The sequence below is a fragment of the Bradyrhizobium sp. USDA 4541 genome, from assembly GCF_024171085.1.
Lineage (GTDB): Bacteria > Pseudomonadota > Alphaproteobacteria > Rhizobiales > Xanthobacteraceae > Bradyrhizobium > Bradyrhizobium australafricanum.
Genome location: NZ_JALJZF010000001.1, coordinates 2,227,566 through 2,243,041, shown reverse-complemented (window position 1 = coordinate 2,243,041; position 15,476 = coordinate 2,227,566). Strand labels below are relative to the sequence as shown.

14 protein-coding genes are annotated in these 15,476 nt (G+C 64.1%); 5 read left to right on the top strand and 9 right to left on the bottom strand.

What is annotated here, in order from left to right:
* Positions 1-32 precede the first annotated feature (32 nt).
* Positions 33-1,025, top strand: a complete 993-nt coding sequence (locus J2R80_RS10425) for a helix-turn-helix transcriptional regulator (RefSeq protein ID WP_256527828.1) — start codon at positions 33-35, stop codon at positions 1,023-1,025.
* A 142-nt stretch (positions 1,026-1,167) separates the two neighbouring features.
* Here J2R80_RS10425 and J2R80_RS10420 read toward each other — a convergent pair whose 3' ends face one another.
* The gene (locus J2R80_RS10420; protein WP_253588709.1) at positions 1,168-1,953 is read right to left on the bottom strand and encodes an IclR family transcriptional regulator C-terminal domain-containing protein; all 786 of its coding nucleotides are present in this window, start codon (positions 1,951-1,953) and stop codon (positions 1,168-1,170) included.
* A 125-nt stretch (positions 1,954-2,078) separates the two neighbouring features.
* On the opposite strand from J2R80_RS10420, the gene J2R80_RS10415 reads away from it, so the two are divergent.
* Positions 2,079-3,437, top strand: a complete 1,359-nt coding sequence (locus tag J2R80_RS10415) for an aromatic ring-hydroxylating dioxygenase subunit alpha (RefSeq protein WP_253588708.1) — start codon at positions 2,079-2,081, stop codon at positions 3,435-3,437.
* Positions 3,438-3,624: 187 nt separating this feature from the next.
* A complete protein-coding gene (locus J2R80_RS10410; RefSeq protein WP_253588707.1) occupies positions 3,625-5,061 on the top strand; it encodes a glutamine synthetase family protein in 1,437 nt (478 codons plus the stop codon).
* A gap of 131 nt (positions 5,062-5,192) precedes the next feature.
* Here J2R80_RS10410 and J2R80_RS10405 read toward each other — a convergent pair whose 3' ends face one another.
* Positions 5,193-6,290, bottom strand: coding sequence for an enolase C-terminal domain-like protein (locus J2R80_RS10405; RefSeq protein WP_253638519.1), 1,098 nt, complete (start codon positions 6,288-6,290; stop codon positions 5,193-5,195).
* 121 nt (positions 6,291-6,411) lie between these two features.
* On the opposite strand from J2R80_RS10405, the gene J2R80_RS10400 reads away from it, so the two are divergent.
* Positions 6,412-6,987, top strand: a complete 576-nt coding sequence (locus J2R80_RS10400; RefSeq protein ID WP_057019467.1) for a TetR/AcrR family transcriptional regulator — start codon at positions 6,412-6,414, stop codon at positions 6,985-6,987.
* Positions 6,988-7,136: 149 nt separating this feature from the next.
* Here J2R80_RS10400 and J2R80_RS10395 read toward each other — a convergent pair whose 3' ends face one another.
* The 5 genes from J2R80_RS10395 to J2R80_RS10375 form a co-directional block, all read right to left on the bottom strand.
* Entirely contained in the window at positions 7,137-7,865 is a 729-nt protein-coding gene (locus J2R80_RS10395) for an ABC transporter ATP-binding protein (RefSeq protein WP_253588705.1), read from the bottom strand.
* 7 nt (positions 7,866-7,872) lie between these two features.
* On the bottom strand, positions 7,873-8,640 hold the full coding sequence (locus tag J2R80_RS10390) for an ABC transporter ATP-binding protein (protein ID WP_253640957.1): 768 nt from the start codon (positions 8,638-8,640) through the stop codon (positions 7,873-7,875).
* A gap of 4 nt (positions 8,641-8,644) precedes the next feature.
* Positions 8,645-9,592 (bottom strand): branched-chain amino acid ABC transporter permease, encoded by a 948-nt coding sequence (locus J2R80_RS10385; protein ID WP_375162573.1) that lies wholly within the window; start codon positions 9,590-9,592, stop codon positions 8,645-8,647.
* The gene (locus tag J2R80_RS10380) at positions 9,589-10,506 is read right to left on the bottom strand and encodes a branched-chain amino acid ABC transporter permease (protein WP_057019470.1); all 918 of its coding nucleotides are present in this window, start codon (positions 10,504-10,506) and stop codon (positions 9,589-9,591) included. The genes J2R80_RS10385 and J2R80_RS10380 overlap by 4 nt, the downstream gene beginning before the upstream one ends.
* 239 nt (positions 10,507-10,745) lie before the next feature.
* On the bottom strand, positions 10,746-11,918 hold the full coding sequence (locus J2R80_RS10375; RefSeq protein WP_253588704.1) for an ABC transporter substrate-binding protein: 1,173 nt from the start codon (positions 11,916-11,918) through the stop codon (positions 10,746-10,748).
* Positions 11,919-12,311: 393 nt separating this feature from the next.
* On the opposite strand from J2R80_RS10375, the gene J2R80_RS10370 reads away from it, so the two are divergent.
* Entirely contained in the window at positions 12,312-12,860 is a 549-nt protein-coding gene (locus tag J2R80_RS10370) for a DUF805 domain-containing protein (RefSeq protein WP_253588703.1), read from the top strand.
* A 32-nt stretch (positions 12,861-12,892) separates the two neighbouring features.
* Here J2R80_RS10370 and J2R80_RS10365 read toward each other — a convergent pair whose 3' ends face one another.
* Together J2R80_RS10365 and J2R80_RS10360 are read right to left on the bottom strand one after the other, a co-directional pair.
* A complete protein-coding gene (locus J2R80_RS10365; protein WP_244558664.1) occupies positions 12,893-14,137 on the bottom strand; it encodes an IS4 family transposase in 1,245 nt (414 codons plus the stop codon).
* Between the two features lie 434 nt (positions 14,138-14,571).
* Positions 14,572-15,468 (bottom strand): sigma-70 family RNA polymerase sigma factor, encoded by an 897-nt coding sequence (locus J2R80_RS10360; RefSeq protein ID WP_253638518.1) that lies wholly within the window; start codon positions 15,466-15,468, stop codon positions 14,572-14,574.
* Between the last annotated feature and the right edge of the window lie 8 nt (positions 15,469-15,476).

The following is a 15,476-nucleotide window of genomic DNA, read 5'->3' as shown; positions in this document are numbered from 1 at the left end:
TTAAGAATTATAATTCATACAAAGCCACCACGTTGGCTTGCTGTCAATCCTTATCGGCACTATGTTTCCTAGAACCTCGGTCTGATTCAGTCAGGACCGCGCGTCGCACAGGGATCATGACCGCAGCCAACGACCCGGAAACCGACTTCCTTGAACAGCTCGGCCAGCGCGTGCGCACGATGCGCGCCCTGCGCGGCATGTCGCGCAAGGTGCTCGCCAAGGTTTCCGGCATTTCCGAACGCTACATCGCCCAGCTCGAAAGCGGCAAAGGCAATGTCTCGATCGTGCTGCTGCGCCGTGTCGCAGGCGCGATGGGTGCGCATCTCGAGGACCTGATCCCCTCCAGCGAGCCCGTGCCGGACTGGGCCGTGATCCGCGACCTGCTGCGCAAGGCGTCGCCGAACCAGATCGCGCAGGCCAAGGACATGCTCGCCGGCAGCAGCCCGTTGGCGCCGCGGCGCGCCTCGTTCTCCGGCATTGCGCTGATCGGCCTGCGCGGCGCCGGCAAGACCACGCTCGGCCGGATGCTGGCGAAGAAGATCGGCTGGAGCTTTGTCGAGCTCAACAAGGAGATCGAGGCGCAGAACGGCCTCTCGGTCGCCGAGATCATCGCGCTGTACGGCCAGGAAGGCTTTCGCCGCATGGAGCAGGCCGCGCTGACGCAGCTGCTGGCGCGGAAGGAATTGATGGTGCTGGCGACCGGCGGCGGCATCGTCTCCGAGGCGCTGACCTTCGACCTGATCCTGTCGTCGTTCTACACGATCTGGCTGAAGGCCGAGCCGGAGGAGCACATGGCGCGCGTGCGCCGCCAAGGCGATCTGCGCCCGATGGCCGACGACCGCTCGGCGATGGCGGAATTGCGCAACATCCTGGTCAGCCGCGAGCCGCTCTACGCCCGCGCATCGGCGGTGGTCGACACCGCCGGCCTCTCGGTCGACGCCGCCGCCGCGCGGCTGATCGATTCCGTGCGGCCGGTACTGCAGAACGAGGCGCGCGCGTTCGGTCTGCGCAGCGTGGCGCTGTAATCTCACAGCACAAAAAGAAACACTACCCCCGTCATTGCGAGCGAAGCGAAGCAATCCATCTCTCCGCGCGCGTGGATGCATGGATTGCTTCGTCGCTATCGCTCCTCGCAATGACGAAAATCGTCAGCGAAGTTGGACTACCTTAGAGCAGCCGGCTCTTCACATCATCAGCACCATCCCGCAGCAGCGGCAGGAAGCGGTCGATCAATTCCTGCATCGGTACGCGATCGACATGCGCGCCCATGTTGATCGCGGCGACGATGGTGCCGTCGTAGCGGCGCACCGGCACCGAGATGGAGCGGAAATGCGGCTCGGCCTCGCGGTCGACCAGTGAATAACCCTGCGCGCGATCGGCGATGATGGTGGCGAGCAGCCTCTTCAGATCGGTCGTGGTCTGCGGCGTCACCGGATCGCGGCGCATCGCCTTCAGCCGCGTCGCGAGTTCGGCATCAGTGAGGCGGCCGAGCATCGCGCGACCGACCGAGGTGCAGAACGCTGGCAGCCGGTAGCCGATGTCGAGACCGGCGGAGAACACGCGCGTCGGGCTCGAGCGCGCCACGAACACGACGTCGTCGCCGTCGAGCAAGGCGAGCGAGGCGATCTCCTGCGCTGCCGTCGCGATGCGGTCGAGCACCGGTTGCAGCACCGTCACCACCTGGTTGGATTGCAGGAACGAGCCCGCCAGCGTCAGCACATGCGGCGTCAGCGTGAACAGCTTGCCGTCGGTGGCAACGAAGCCGCCATGCGCGAGCGTGAACAGGATGCGGCGCGCGGTGGCGCGCGGCAGATCGGCGGCACGCGCCAGATCACTCAGCGTTGCCGGGCCGGACACGGTGCCGAACACCTGCAGCAGGCGCAGGCCGCGATCGAGCGCTTCGACGAAGTCGGTGGCGCGCTCGTCCTGATCGGTCCGCTTCTGCTTGGGCATGGCGTTTCAGATTGGGGCTCGGCTTTGAACGGTTCAAAAATTGCGCTTGCTGTCCAAAACAGACATGGCATAATTCGCACATTCGTTCAATAGGCGAACAAATCCAAATCCGGGGAGACGCCGCCATGATGAGCCAGGAAGCGAACGATCTGATCACCCGCACCGGGCGCAAGGACCCGTGCGGCAAGCTGATGCGGAGCTACTGGCAGCCGGCGGCGCTGGTCGACGAGCTGGAAGGACCGCGCCCGGTTCGGCCGGTGCGGCTGCTTGGCGAAAACCTGGTGTTGTTCCGCGGCGAGGACGGAAGCTACGGGCTGATCGATCGCCACTGCGCGCATCGCGGCGCCGATCTCGCCTTCGGCCGGCTCGAGAATGGCGGGCTGCGCTGCGCCTTCCACGGCTGGCTGTTCGACACATCAGGCCAATGCATCGAGACGCCGGCGGAGCCAGCCGGCTCGCAGCTCTGCAAGGGCATCAGGCAGCGCTCCTATCCGGTAGTCGAGAAGAGCGGCATCCTGTGGGCCTGGCTCGGCGAAGGCGCCCCGCCCGCCTTTCCGGAGCTCGACTGCTTCGTCGCGCCCGGCAGCCATACGTTCGCGTTCAAGGGCCACATGAACTGCAACTGGCTGCAGGCGCTCGAGGTCGGCATCGATCCGGCGCACGCCTCCTTTCTGCATCGCTTCTTCGAGGACGAGGACACCTCGGCGGCTTACGGCAAGCAGTTCCGCGGCGCCTCGGCCGGCAGCGACATGCCGATGACCAAGATCCTGCGCGAATATGACCGGCCGATCATCAATGTCGAGCACACCGAATATGGCCTGCGCCTGATTGCGCTGCGCGAGCTCGACGCGGAGCGCACCCATGTGCGCGTCACCAACCAGCTGTTCCCGCACGGCTTCGTCATCCCGATGTCGACCGAGATGACGATCACGCAGTGGCACGTGCCGGTCGACGACGAGAACTGCTACTGGTACGCGATCTTCACCAGCTATGCGGCGCCGGTCGACAAGCAGAAGATGCGCGACCAGCGGCTCGAGCTCTATACGCTGCCGGACTACAAGTCGCGCAAGAACGAGAGCAACGATTACGGCTTCGATCCGCACGAGCAGGCGACCGAGACCTATACCGGCATGGGCACCGACATCAATGTCCACGACCAGTGGGCAGTGGAGTCGATGGGGGCGATTCAGGACCGCACCAACGAGCATCTCGGCCAGAGCGACAAGGCGATCGTGCAGTACCGCCGCCTGCTGCGGCAGGAGATCGAGAAGGTCTCCGGCGGCGAGAAGCCGATGCTGTTCCTCGACGACGCCTCCGCGCGCAGTATCCAGGGCCCGGCCACGATGGACGGCATCGGCCCGACCCAGGGCTGGGAGCTCTACTGGATGGAAGTCGACGTCAAGCGCCGCCGCGGCGCACCATGGGCAGCTCCCGTGCCGCGCGAGATCGCCGGCAAGGTGCATCATCTGACGGCGGCGGAGTGAAGATGGTATCAATGGCTCCCCATTGTATCCTTCACCTCGCCCCGCTTGCGGGGAGAGGTCGGATCGCGTTAGCGATCCGGGTGAGGGGGTACAGGTCTATCGGCATATCGAGTCGGCGGAGAGAGCCCCTCACCCCGACCCTCTCCCCGCGAAGAGCGGGGCGAGGGAGAAGTGAAGGAGTGACGCGGTGAGCTTCGTCGAGCGTCACGGCCTGTGGTCGGATGAGCAGAAGGAGGCCGCACAACGCCTCCGCCGCATCGTCGAGGAGAAGAACCTCGAAGTCATCCGCCTGTCGTTCCCCGACCAGCACGGCATCCTGCGCGGCAAGACGCTGATCGCCGGCGAAGCGGTGCGCTCGCTGGAAAGCGGCTGCTCCATCACCACGACGATGCTCGCCAAGGACACCTCGCACAAGACGGTGTTTCCGGTGTTCACATCAGGCGGCGGCTTCGGCATGAAGGAGATGGAAGGCGCGGCCGACGTGCTGATGGTCGCCGATCCCACCACGTTCCGCGTGCTTCCCTGGGCTGACAACACCGGCTGGCTGCTCTGCGACCTCTATTTCAGCGACGGCCGGCCGGTGCCGTTCGCGACCCGCAACCTCTATCGCAAGGTGCTCGATCAGCTCGCCGGCCGCGGCTACGATTTCGTCGCCGGCCTCGAGGTCGAATTCCACCTGTTCAAGCTCGACGACGCCCACATGGCGCCGGAGGATGCCGGCCAGCCCGGACGGCCGCCGTCGGTCAGCCTGCTATCGCACGGCTATCAATACCTCACCGAGCAGCGCTACGACCTGATGGAGCCGGCGCTCGAGATCATCCGCCGCGACATCATCGCGCTCGACCTGCCGTTGCGCTCGGTCGAGGTCGAATTCGGTCCGAGCCAGTGCGAATTCACTTTCGCACCGACTGTCGGTCTTGCGCCGGCCGACACCATGGTACTGTTTCGTTCGGCAGTGAAGCAGATCGCGCGCCGCCACGGCTATCACGCGACCTTCATGTGCCGGCCGAAACTGCCGAACGTGTTCGCGAGCGGCTGGCACCTGCACCAGTCGCTGGTGTCGCGCGCCAATGGCGAGAACGTCTTCATGGCCAAGGAGACCGGCGAGCCGCTCAGTGCGCTCGGCCGCGGCTGGCTCGCCGGCCTGATCGAGCACGCCCGGGCCTCGACCGTGTTCACGACGCCGACCATCAACGGCTACAAGCGCTACCGCTCCTATTCGCTGGCGCCGGACCGCGCGATCTGGGGCCGCGACAACCGCGGCGTTATGATCCGCGTGCTCGGCGGCGCCGGCGATCCGGCGACCCGGCTGGAGAACCGGATCGGCGAACCCGCCGCCAATCCCTATCTCTACATGGCAAGCCAGATCCTCTCCGGCCTCGACGGCGTCGACCGCAAGCTCGACCCCGGCCCGTCGGCCGACACGCCCTACGAGGCCAAGGCCGCGCTGTTGCCGAAGTCGCTGCGCGAGGCCGTGTTCGCGCTCAACGACGATCCGTTCTTCCGTCAGGCGCTGGGGCCGGAGTTCGTGGACTATTACGTCTTCATCAAGAACGCGGAGATCGAACGCTTCCAGGCCGAGGTGTCGGACTGGGAGCACCGCGAATATTTCGAGATGTTTTGACGGAAGCGTCGGCGCAGGCGCTCCGCCGCTCTAGAGCATGATCCGGAAAAGTGTGAAGCGATTTTCCGCAAAGATCATGCTCAAACAAAGAGCTAAAGCGCGATGACGATTCAACCCAATCTCATCGCGCTTTAGACGCTTGCAAGGTGAGCCGCGACGGCCGCTTCGTTCCATTCCAGACCGACACCAGGCGTGTCGGGAATATGCAAAAGACCATCCTTGATTTCATACGGCCGTTCGAGAATCGGATCGGCCCAGTCCTGCCATTCCAACCAGTGAGCGGTCTCGGTTGCGCGCATGACGTGAGCGGCGACTTCCGGATAAAGATGCGTTGAGATGGGGATACCCGCGGCGCCGGCGATCGCAGCCGCCCGCATCCAGCCCGTCACTCCGCCGATACGCATGAAATCCGGCATCACCAGGTCGCAGGCCTTTCTCGCGATCGCCTTATGCATCTCCCTCGGACCATAGAAGTTCTCGCCGATCTGGATCGGCGTCTTCAGCTCCGCCGCCAGTCGGGCGTGTCCGTCGAGATTGTCATAGACGACGGGCTCTTCGATCCAGTCGAGGCCATAATCATCGATCGCATGGCACCGCTCGATGGCTTCGGCGAGATTTAGCCCCTGGTTGTAGTCCACCATCAAATGCATCCGATCCCCGACTGCTTTTCGAACGGCGTCGAGGGTCGTCAGATCCTCGCGCGGATCGCTTCTGCCGAGGCGCAATTTCAGGGCTGAGAACCCTCCTTCGTCGCGCAATTCCAAAGCCTCGGCCGCGACGGCGGCCGGCTCCTTCAGCCAAAGGCCGTTGCTATTGTAGGATCTCACGGCGCCGACCGTCGCCCCCAACAGCACGCACAGCGGCTTGTTTGCGGCTTTCGCCAACGCGTCCCACGCGGCCATGTCGAGGCCCGACGCCGCGATCATCGACAATCCCTCATAGCCGACAAAGTGAAGCGATTTGCGCGCCGCCTCGAACAACTCGACAGGCGCCACGCTCCGACCTCTGAGCAATTCGCCGAGATCATGCAACGCCGGAACCAGATATCGCAGCGATTGCACGATGTAAGGCTCGAGATAGCTTCGCCCGACAATGCCCTCCTCCGTCACCAGATCGATGAGGACGAGCGGCCACTCCGATATCGTGACAATGCGCGCGACCACGGGCCGCTTCAGCTTGAGCACCACCGGACGAGCTTTGATTTCTCTGAGCGTCAACGAATCGGGCATGGCAATGGCTTTCGCAGCGCGAGGAAGCTGGCTGGCGCGGGCCGAAAAATCCCGGAAGCCATTCCAATTGGTTTTTCAACCGATGTAAATTCACTACTCGGTATATTTAAGAGGTGACTGCATGGCGCGATCTGCAGAACCGACACGGCGGCGCATCCTTGCTGCCGCATACGTCCTGTTTCGCCAGCGCGGATACAGCCGCGTGAGCATGGACGAAATCGCATCGGCGACGAGGGTGACGAAGCGCACGCTCTACAACCATTTTCAAAGCAAGGATCAGCTGCTCGCCTTCGTGCTCGAAGCCCAGAACGAACTGGCCTTGGCCGCGTTCGCGACGTTCGGCGACAAGCTGTCCGGCTCGCCGGCGGCGATCATCGACGGCCTGTTCCGCGACCTGGCGGTCTGGGCGGACAGGCCGCGATGGGCCGGCTCGGGATTCACCAGGCTGGTCATCGAGTTGGCCGATCTCCCTGGCCATCCCGCACGCGCAATTGCGCGCCGGCACAAGGCCTTGCTCGAAACCCATCTCGGCGCGCTGCTGAAGCGGGCCGGTGTCCGCGACGCTCACCGCCGTGCGCGCGAGATCTGGCTGCTGTCCGAGGGCGCGATCTCCCTGATGCTGGTGCATGGCGATCGCGCCTATGCCGCAGCAGCGGCCGACGCAGCGAAACGACTGCTGCGAGGCTCTTCACGGTAAGCCGCGGCAGCCCGCCTCTCTGATCCGTCATCCTGAGGAGCGCGTAGCGCGTCTCGAAGGATGCACGGCCACCAGCCGGGCCATCGATCCTTCGAGACGCCTGCTACGCAGGCTCCTCAGGATGACGGCGATACGGCAATGCTTGCTGCTCAAATCCCGAGATACTTGTGCTGCAGCTCCGGCTCGGCGACCAGCTGTTCGCTGGTGCCGCTCCACACCGTGCGGCCGCGCTCGATGATGTAATGGCGGTCGGCGATGCGGGCGAGGTTTCCGACGTTCTTGTCGATCACCAACACCGACTGCCCGCGCTCCTTCAGCATCGACAGGCAGCTCCAGATCTCGTCGCGGATCAAGGGCGCAAGACCCTCGGTCGCCTCGTCGAGGATCAGCAATTTCGGATTGGTCATCAGCGCGCGGCCGATCGCCAGCATCTGCTGCTCGCCGCCGGACAGCGTGACGCCCATATTGCCCGAGCGTTCGGCGAGCCGCGGGAACAGCGCATGGATCTTGTCGATGGTCCACGGATCGGAGGCACTGAAGCGATTGCCCGACGCGGCGACGAGATTTTCGCGCACCGTGAGGTTGGGGAAGATCTGGCGGCCTTCCGGCACCAGGCCGATGCCGAGCTTTGCGATCTTGTAGGACGGCAGGCCGCGCACCGCCTCGCCGGCGAAGCGGATGGCGCCTGACCGCGCCGGCGTCAGGCCCATGATCGAGCGGATCGTCGTGGTCTTGCCCATGCCATTGCGGCCCATCAGCGCGACCATCTCGCCCGACTTGATCTTGAGCGACAGGCCGAACAGCACCTGGCTCAGCCCGTAGCAGGTCTCGATGCCATCCACTTCGAGCAGGGTTTCAGCGGTTTTGGTATTAGCCATCCTGGTCTCAGCCATGGCGCGTCACCGCATGCTGTTCGCCGAGATAGGCGCGCTTGACCTCGTCGTGCTTGCGGATCGCGTCCGGCACGTCGCAGGCGATGACGCGGCCATAAACCAAGACCGTGATGCGGTCGGCGAGCGCGAACACCGCCTCCATGTCGTGCTCCACCAGCACGATGGTGACTTCCTTGCGCAGCTCCTTCAGCAGCGCGACCATCCGCGCCGATTCGGTGACGCCGAGCCCGGCCATCGGCTCGTCCAGCAGCAACAGCTGCGGCCTGGTGGCGAGCGCGACCGCGAGCTCGAGCTCGCGCTGCTCGCCATGGCTCAACTGCGACACCACGATATCGGCGCGCGTGCCGAGGCCGACGCGCTCGAGCGCCGCGCGCGCGGCCTCGCGCAGATGCCGTTCCTTGCGCGCACTGCCCCAGAAGCGGAACGAGTGGCCGTCATGCGCCTGCGCCGCCAGCGCGACATTGTCGATCGCGGAAAAATCCTTCAGCAGCGAGGTGATCTGGAACGAGCGCGCCAGCCCGAGGCGGCTGCGCTTGTAGGACGGCAGGTTCGTGACGTCGCGGCCGGCAAAGCGGATGGTGCCGGAGTTCGGCATCACCTGCCCGGTGAGCTGGCTGATCAGCGTGGTCTTGCCGGCGCCGTTGGGGCCGATGATGGCGTGCAATTCGCCCGGCACCACCTCCATCGAGAGGTTGTCGGTCGCGGTGATGCCGCCGAAGCGGCGGACCAGATTGTCGACGCGGAGCAAGGGATCAGGCAAGGAATCAGCCACGGCGCATCCTCCCGAGCAGGCCCATGATGCCGCCGCGCGCGAACAGCACGATCAGGAGCAGCACCGGACCGAGGATCAGCCCCGAATATTCGGTGAACTGCGACAGCAGCTCCTCGAGCAGGAGATAGACGATCGCGCCGATGACGGGACCGAACAGCGAGCCCATGCCGCCGAGGATCACCATCACCATGAGATCGCCGGAGCGGGTCCAGTACATCACCGCGGGGCTGACGAAATCGGTGTTGTTGGCAAGCAGCGCGCCGGCCAGGCCGCAGATCGTGCCTGATATCACGAAGCAGACCAGTCGGTAGCGGTTGGCATGGAAGCCGATCGCCTGCATGCGCTGCTCGTTGGAGCGGACGCCCTGCACCACGAGACCGAAGCGCGAATTGACGATGCGCCAGATCAGGTAGAGGCCGCCGAACAGGCAGGCCAGGCAGAGGTAATAGAACTGGTTGCGATCCGAGAGGTTGATCAGGCCGGCGAAATCGCTGCGCTTGTAGACGGTGAGCCCGTCGTCGCCGCCGTAGCGCGACAGCGCGGAGGCGATGTAGTAGGCCATCTGCGCAAAGGCCAGCGTGATCATGATGAAGTAGACGCCGCGGGTGCGCAGCGAGAGGGCGCCGATCAGCAGCGCAAACAACGCCGAAACGGCGAGCGCCACCGGCCACTGGATGAAGCCGGAGCCGACCCCCTCGGCGGCGAGGATGCCGACGGCATAGCCGCCGATGCCGAGATAGGCGGCGTGGCCGAAGCTCATCATGCCGCCATAGCCCATGATCAGATTGAGGCTCGCGGCGGCGAGCGCGAAGATCACGATCCGGGTGAACAGCGTGAGGATGAAGATATTGCCCGTGACCGCCGAATAGAGCGGCAGCAGCATCAGGGCGGCACACATCAGCGCCGCGACCGCATTGGAGACGTTGAGCTTTCGCATCATCGTTTGGCCGCCGGGAACAGCCCCTCGGGCCGCAGCACAAGGATGATGGCCATCAGGAGGTAGATCAGCATCGAGGACAGCGCCGGCGCCGCGGTGGACGCCGCCGCCCCGCTCAGCACCTTGCGCAGCAGGTCCGGCAGGAAGGCGCGGCCCATCGTGTCGATGATGCCGACGAAGATCGCGGCCATGAACGCGCCGCGGATCGAGCCGATGCCGCCGATCACGATGATGACGAAGGCCAGGATCAGGATGTTCTCGCCCATGCCGATCTGCACGGTGAGGATCGGTGCCTGCATCAGCCCGGCGAGGCCGGCCAGCGCCGCGCCAAGGCCGAACACCAGCGTGAACAGCAGCTTGATGTTGATGCCGAGCGCCCCGATCATCTCGCGGTTGGAGGCCCCGGCGCGGATCAGCATGCCGATGCGGGTGCGCATCACGACGAGATAGAGCATTGCTGCGACCGCCAGCGCGACCACGATGATCATGAGGCGGTAGGCCGGATAGTAAACGCCGGGGATGATCTGCACCGGCACGGTGAGCCAGGCCGGCAGCGGCAGCGCGAGGCCCGCCGGGCCCCAGATCAGCCGGACGGCGTCGTTGAAGAACAGGATCAGACCGAACGTCGCCAGCACCTGGTCGAGATGGTCGCGGCCATAGAGATGCCTGAGCGCGACATATTCCAGCGCGATGCCGAGCAGCAGCGTGGCGCCCAGCGCCATCAGCGCGCCGAGCACGAAGCTGCCGGTCCAGGCCACGAAGGTCGCCGCGAAATAGGCGCCCATCATGTAGAGCGAGCCGTGCGCCAGATTGACGAAGTCCATGATGCCGAACACCAGCGTCAGCCCGGCCGCCAGCAGGAACAGCAGGAGGCCGAATTGCAGGCCGTTCAGCAGTTGTTCGACGACGAGATACATGGATCCTTCATACCGGGCTAAAACAAAACAGCGGCAGCGCAAGCACGCCGCCGCATTGCACATTGCGGGTTCTCCCTCGCCCCGCTCTTGCGGGGAGAGGGGTTGGGGTGAGGGGCTCTTTCCGCAAACCGAATGCCGGGAAAGAGCCCCTCACCCAATCGCTTCGCGATTGACCTCTCCCCGCAAGAGCGGGGCGAGGTAAAGAGAAGCAAGCCGCGCGCCAAAAAGACGCCCGACAATCACTTCATCGGACACTTGTCGTGGAAGCGGTCCTGGTCGTCCTTGACGATGGTCGCGACCGTCTTCAGCGAGAGCTGGCCCTCGGCGTCCTTGACCACGTCCTGCAGATAGAAGTTCTGGATCGGAATGTGGTTGTTGCCGTACTTGAACGGACCGCGCACCGATTTGAAGTTCACCTTCTCCATCTCGGCCTTCATCGCGTCCTTCTTCGTCAGGTCGCCCTTCACCGCGACCACGGCGCTGTTGATCAGGTTGGCAGCGTCGTAGGACTGGGCGCCGTAGAAGGTCGGCCGCAGGCCCGGATACTTCTTGCGGTAGTCGGCGACGAACTTCTTGTTCTCCTCGTTGGGCAGGTCGTTGACCCATTGCTGCGCGCCGGGAACGCCGAGCGCATTGTCCTTCTGCAACGGCAGCGACAATTCGTCGATGGTGAAGGCGGTGTAGAGCGGAATCTGCTGCTTGATGCCGGCCTGCGCATACTGGTTCAGGAACTGCACGCCGGCCGCGCCCGGATAGAACACGAAGATCGACTCGGCCTTGGAGTTCTTCGCCTTGGTGAGCTCGGCGGAGAAGTCGAGCTGGCTCGGCCACACCGTATATTCCTCGCCGACGACCTGGCCCTTGAACGTGCTCTTGACGCCGGCCAGCATGTCCTTGCCCGCGGCGTAGTTCGGGCCGATCAGGAACACCGACTTGACGCCCTTCTGGTTCATGTAGGTGCCTACCGCTTGCGGGGTCTGGTCGTTCTGCCAGGAGGTCGAGAACACGTAAGGCGAGCACAGTTCGCCGGCGAGCTGCGACGGACCGGCATTGGCCGAGATCAGGAAGGTCTTGGAATCGACCGCGGTCTTCAGCGACGCCAGCAGCACGTTCGACCAGATGTAGCCGACGATGAAGTCGACCTTGTCGGACTGCACCAGCTTCTCGGTCTTCTGCTTGCCGACATCCGGCTTCTGCTGGTCGTCCTCGTAGATCACCTCGACCGGCTTGCCGTCGATCTTGCGGCCGAGATGGTCGAGCGCGAGCTCGAAGGAATTGCGCATGTCGTTGCCGATCGCGGCGGTCGGACCGCTGAAGGTCGAGACGAAGCCGATCTTGACGCTGTCAGCCGCCATCGCGGGCTGCGCCAGCGCCACAGCCATGGCGCCTGCCAGCCAAAATGCCTTTTTCATATTCACTCCCCTCCTCAACCAAAGATCCCACCAGGCTCGATCACGAGGGCCCGGGGGTCACGCTTTGCGCGCGTCGTTCTGTGACGTATTTTGTGCGCGATATCGCAAGTCTGCAGCAAGCATGAACCGACGGCGCTGACTTAGAACCTTCGGCGCATACCCCAGCACCTTGCATCATAATTCGTCTAAATCGACCATGGCAAGAAATATAATGCCGGTTGCGTGGGCAACGATTGTCGCAGGCACCGGCCTTCCGCAACGACCCACGCCCGCACTGCAGCAGGCTTTAACGATCCGGTAAAGCACCCGGAAACCACAGGCCGGCAAGCGCCTGCGGGCTTCATGGTCCGGAAAGCATCCCTGGCCGACGCTGCCGCCAAAGGGGTGCGTCACATGCTGAATTACATCTTCGGCTTCAATGCCCGGATGGGCCGACTGGCTTTCTTCTTCTGCACCTTCGTGGTGGGCCTCGGCTTTATGATGCTGGTCTACGGCGTCACCGGCAACGCACCGGCGAGCGGCAGTATGGACGTGCTGCTGGCGCAGGCATCGAGCAACTCCGTGCTGGTCATTGCCTTCTACGGCATGCTCGTCATCTGCTTCATGCTGCAATCGATGCGGGTGCGCGACATGGGCTGGGATCCGGTCTGCGTGATGGCGGCATGGATCGCCCTCCTCGTGCTCGACAGGGCGATTGCCGGACGATTTCCCGAATATGCGCTGACCTATCAGCACACCGAAACGGTGGTCGGCGCCGCCGTCAATGGCGCAATGAACATCGTCCTGCTGGTCTGGCGGAGCGGCGGCTATTACGAAGAAGCCCCGCCATCGCCGCGCGAGACCGGCGGCGATGGCCCGTTCGAAAGACGCAGTACGCCGGCCACAGGCGGCAGCCGCGTCGCGCGGATCGCCAACGGCGAATTCGGCGGAAAGACGCGGTAGCAGCCGTCGTCCCTGCGACAGCACTAGTGCATCTACACGTTTGTCGGGCCATTTGCGAGGATTTGGAAGCGGGCCATTCCGGTGTGGAAGGTGATTGGTCCAGGTGGACGGTGGGAGGCGTAGCCGGTCCATCCGCCGAGTTTTGCGATGATCCATGCCGCCCAAGCAAGAGTGTTGGGGCGATGGTGGTTTTTCTGAAGCTCGGTGCGACCTTTCATGGTTTTGTTGATGGCCCTGAGCGTCTCGATCTCTTCTGCGGTGAAGACAAATTCAGCCGGCAATTCTTCGCCACTGTTGCGGGCCTGAACGAGTTGAATGACGATACATGCCGCTCTGGTGGCGACCGCCACGAGCTTGATCAGGCCTTCGGCGCTCTCGATCTGACTATCCTCGATGCGCAAACCCTGGCTCTTCAGCGAGCGAAAGAGTTGCTCAATGATCCAGCGCTGGCGGTACCAGGAGACGATCTGCCAGGCGTCTTTAACGGTGGCGACCGGATGAGTGGTCAGGAGCAGCCAGCGAATGGGCTCCGCACCTCTCGGCGGATGCAACTCGACCACTTCTACGAAGCTGAGTTTGATGCCCTCCGCCAAGTCGGTGACGCCGGGCCTCTGCGGCCGCTTGAGCACGACGGTTCCGAAGCGCATCGAGAGATGGGCCTGCCGGCCGCGCCGATCCATTCGCTGCGGCAGATCGATCACCGCGTTGTCGCAGAAGCGGCTCCGCTCGACCGCCTGATAAAGTGTGTCGCCATCGACCAGCGCATGGTCGTGCATGGCACGCGACAGAAGATGGACATTCTCAGCTGGCGTCAGCGCCCAGTGAGCAAAGAAATCCCCCTCGCGGTCGTTGACGACGGTGATCATGCGGGCATCTGCCAGGACGTCGCGGCCTTGCTCGGCGGCCGTCACCCAGCGCGCCGACTCCTTGTCGGCCAAGGCGCGCCGCTCATGCGGGATTTTTACCTTGCCTTTGCGCGTCCAAACGTTGCCGCCAGTAAGGCCAAGACAGACCCCGCTGTCGGCATCCACCGCCATCATCGCATGCAACAGCACGCCGCGAGCATTGCCCTTGCCGACTTTGCCCAGCCCGCGCCGCCGTCCCGCCTGGGTCTGGAACTTGACCTCGCTCGTATCCTGGATCGCCAGCACATGACGCCCGCTGACCGCAGTCCGCGTCTGCGTGCTCCAGCCCTCAATCAATTTATCGATCGTGACTTGGGGGTTGTTCACAAACCGCCAGAACGCCATATTGGCAGCCCAATCGCCCCGGGCCATCTGGCGCAAGCAGACGCTGCGCGTGCAAAGCATAGCCCGGAGAAGCGTCGCCCCCTTTTGTCGAGACGAACGTCCCCGAACTCACCCAAAGACAAATCCGGCTGCATCGCTGGCGCTCCTTCGAATCAAAGCGCCAGTGAGAGAATCATACAACATGCTGCAGAGACGCCACTTCTTGCTGCACCGAGTCAATCTGTCGCGCCCCAAAACCGTGTAGACACGCTAGTGCGACAGCAGGGACCCATAACCACAGGATCAGATTGTTGAAGAGCGCTGGGGCCCCAGCGACCAAGACGATTCCCATTGGTGGTTATGGGTCCCGGATCGCGCGGAGCCTGTCATCGGGCGGCGCTTCGCGCCGACCCGTTGGCTTGTCCGGGACGACGCGGAGTTTGCCGCGCGATCACTGAGCCAAAGGCTGGGGCGAAAGCCGATCACCCCTTGTCCACCGCCCATTCGGCGCCGTCGATCGCATAGGACGCGTGGCGGAAATCCCTGATCGTCGCAACCTTGTCGGCCGACCAGTCGAGCAGCATGAACGATCGCGGCGGCGCGTCCAGAGCGGTCGGATCGAACACCAGGATCGCGGGCCGTCCCTCGACCTGTCCGGTCACCAAGTGCCAGTCGTCGATCTTCGAATAATTGCCGAAGTAGCGCGACACCTCGGCCTTGCCGTTCAGCCGCGTGCGGTTGACGAGCTCGAGCCTGATGTCATCGGCGATCATGGCGCGGATGGCGTCGAAGTCACGGGCGTTGAAATGGCTGACATAGGCGTTGAGCCTGACGCGATCGGCCGGCGACAGGCCGGGCCGCGGCGCGTCGTCCGGCTCGCTGGCAAACTCGCGCAGCTGCGTGCGTCCACGGTGCAGCGCGGCCTTCACCGCGGGCAGGCTGAAATCCATGATGCCGCAGATCTCTTGCAGCGAGCAGCCGAGCACGTCCATCAGGATCACGCTGGAACGCTGCGCCACCGGCAAGCGCATGAAGGTGCGCAGGCTGGTCGCGGCGATCTCGCGGCGGCCCAAATCATCGAGCTCTCCGGCCATCATGTCCACCTCCTCCGGCGCGTGGAGCGCTTCCTGGCGGTTGCGCCGCCTGAGGAAATCGAGCGCGGTGTTGTGCGCGATCCGGAACAGCCAGGCTTGCGGATTCTGGATCGGCGCGGCGGACCCGAAGGCTTCCACCGCCTTGATCAGCGCGTCCTGCAGCACATCCTCGCCGTCGATGACGGATCCGACCATGCGGGCGCAGTAGCGATGCAGCCTCGGCCGCATCGCCGCCAACAGCGTGTCGACGTCGGTCGCGGCCGGCGCTTGGTGTGGTGACGTCATGATGGCTC

Excerpts from the sequence above, each read along its gene's own strand:
- J2R80_RS10420 (WP_253588709.1), bottom strand. The coding sequence starts at position 1,953 with ATGCCCAAGCAGAAGCGGACCGATCAGGACGAGCGCGCCACCGACTTC.
- J2R80_RS10415 (WP_253588708.1), top strand. The coding sequence starts at position 2,079 with ATGATGAGCCAGGAAGCGAACGATCTGATCACCCGCACCGGGCGCAAG.
- J2R80_RS10405 (WP_253638519.1), bottom strand. The coding sequence starts at position 6,290 with ATGCCCGATTCGTTGACGCTCAGAGAAATCAAAGCTCGTCCGGTGGTG.
- J2R80_RS10400 (WP_057019467.1), top strand. The coding sequence starts at position 6,412 with ATGGCGCGATCTGCAGAACCGACACGGCGGCGCATCCTTGCTGCCGCA.
- J2R80_RS10395 (WP_253588705.1), bottom strand. The coding sequence starts at position 7,865 with ATGGCTAATACCAAAACCGCTGAAACCCTGCTCGAAGTGGATGGCATC.
- J2R80_RS10385 (WP_375162573.1), bottom strand. The coding sequence starts at position 9,592 with ATGATGCGAAAGCTCAACGTCTCCAATGCGGTCGCGGCGCTGATGTGT.
- J2R80_RS10380 (WP_057019470.1), bottom strand. The coding sequence starts at position 10,506 with ATGTATCTCGTCGTCGAACAACTGCTGAACGGCCTGCAATTCGGCCTC.
- J2R80_RS10375 (WP_253588704.1), bottom strand. The coding sequence starts at position 11,918 with ATGAAAAAGGCATTTTGGCTGGCAGGCGCCATGGCTGTGGCGCTGGCG.
- J2R80_RS10370 (WP_253588703.1), top strand. The coding sequence starts at position 12,312 with ATGCTGAATTACATCTTCGGCTTCAATGCCCGGATGGGCCGACTGGCT.
- J2R80_RS10365 (WP_244558664.1), bottom strand. The coding sequence starts at position 14,137 with ATGGCCCGGGGCGATTGGGCTGCCAATATGGCGTTCTGGCGGTTTGTG.
- J2R80_RS10360 (WP_253638518.1), bottom strand. The coding sequence starts at position 15,468 with ATGACGTCACCACACCAAGCGCCGGCCGCGACCGACGTCGACACGCTG.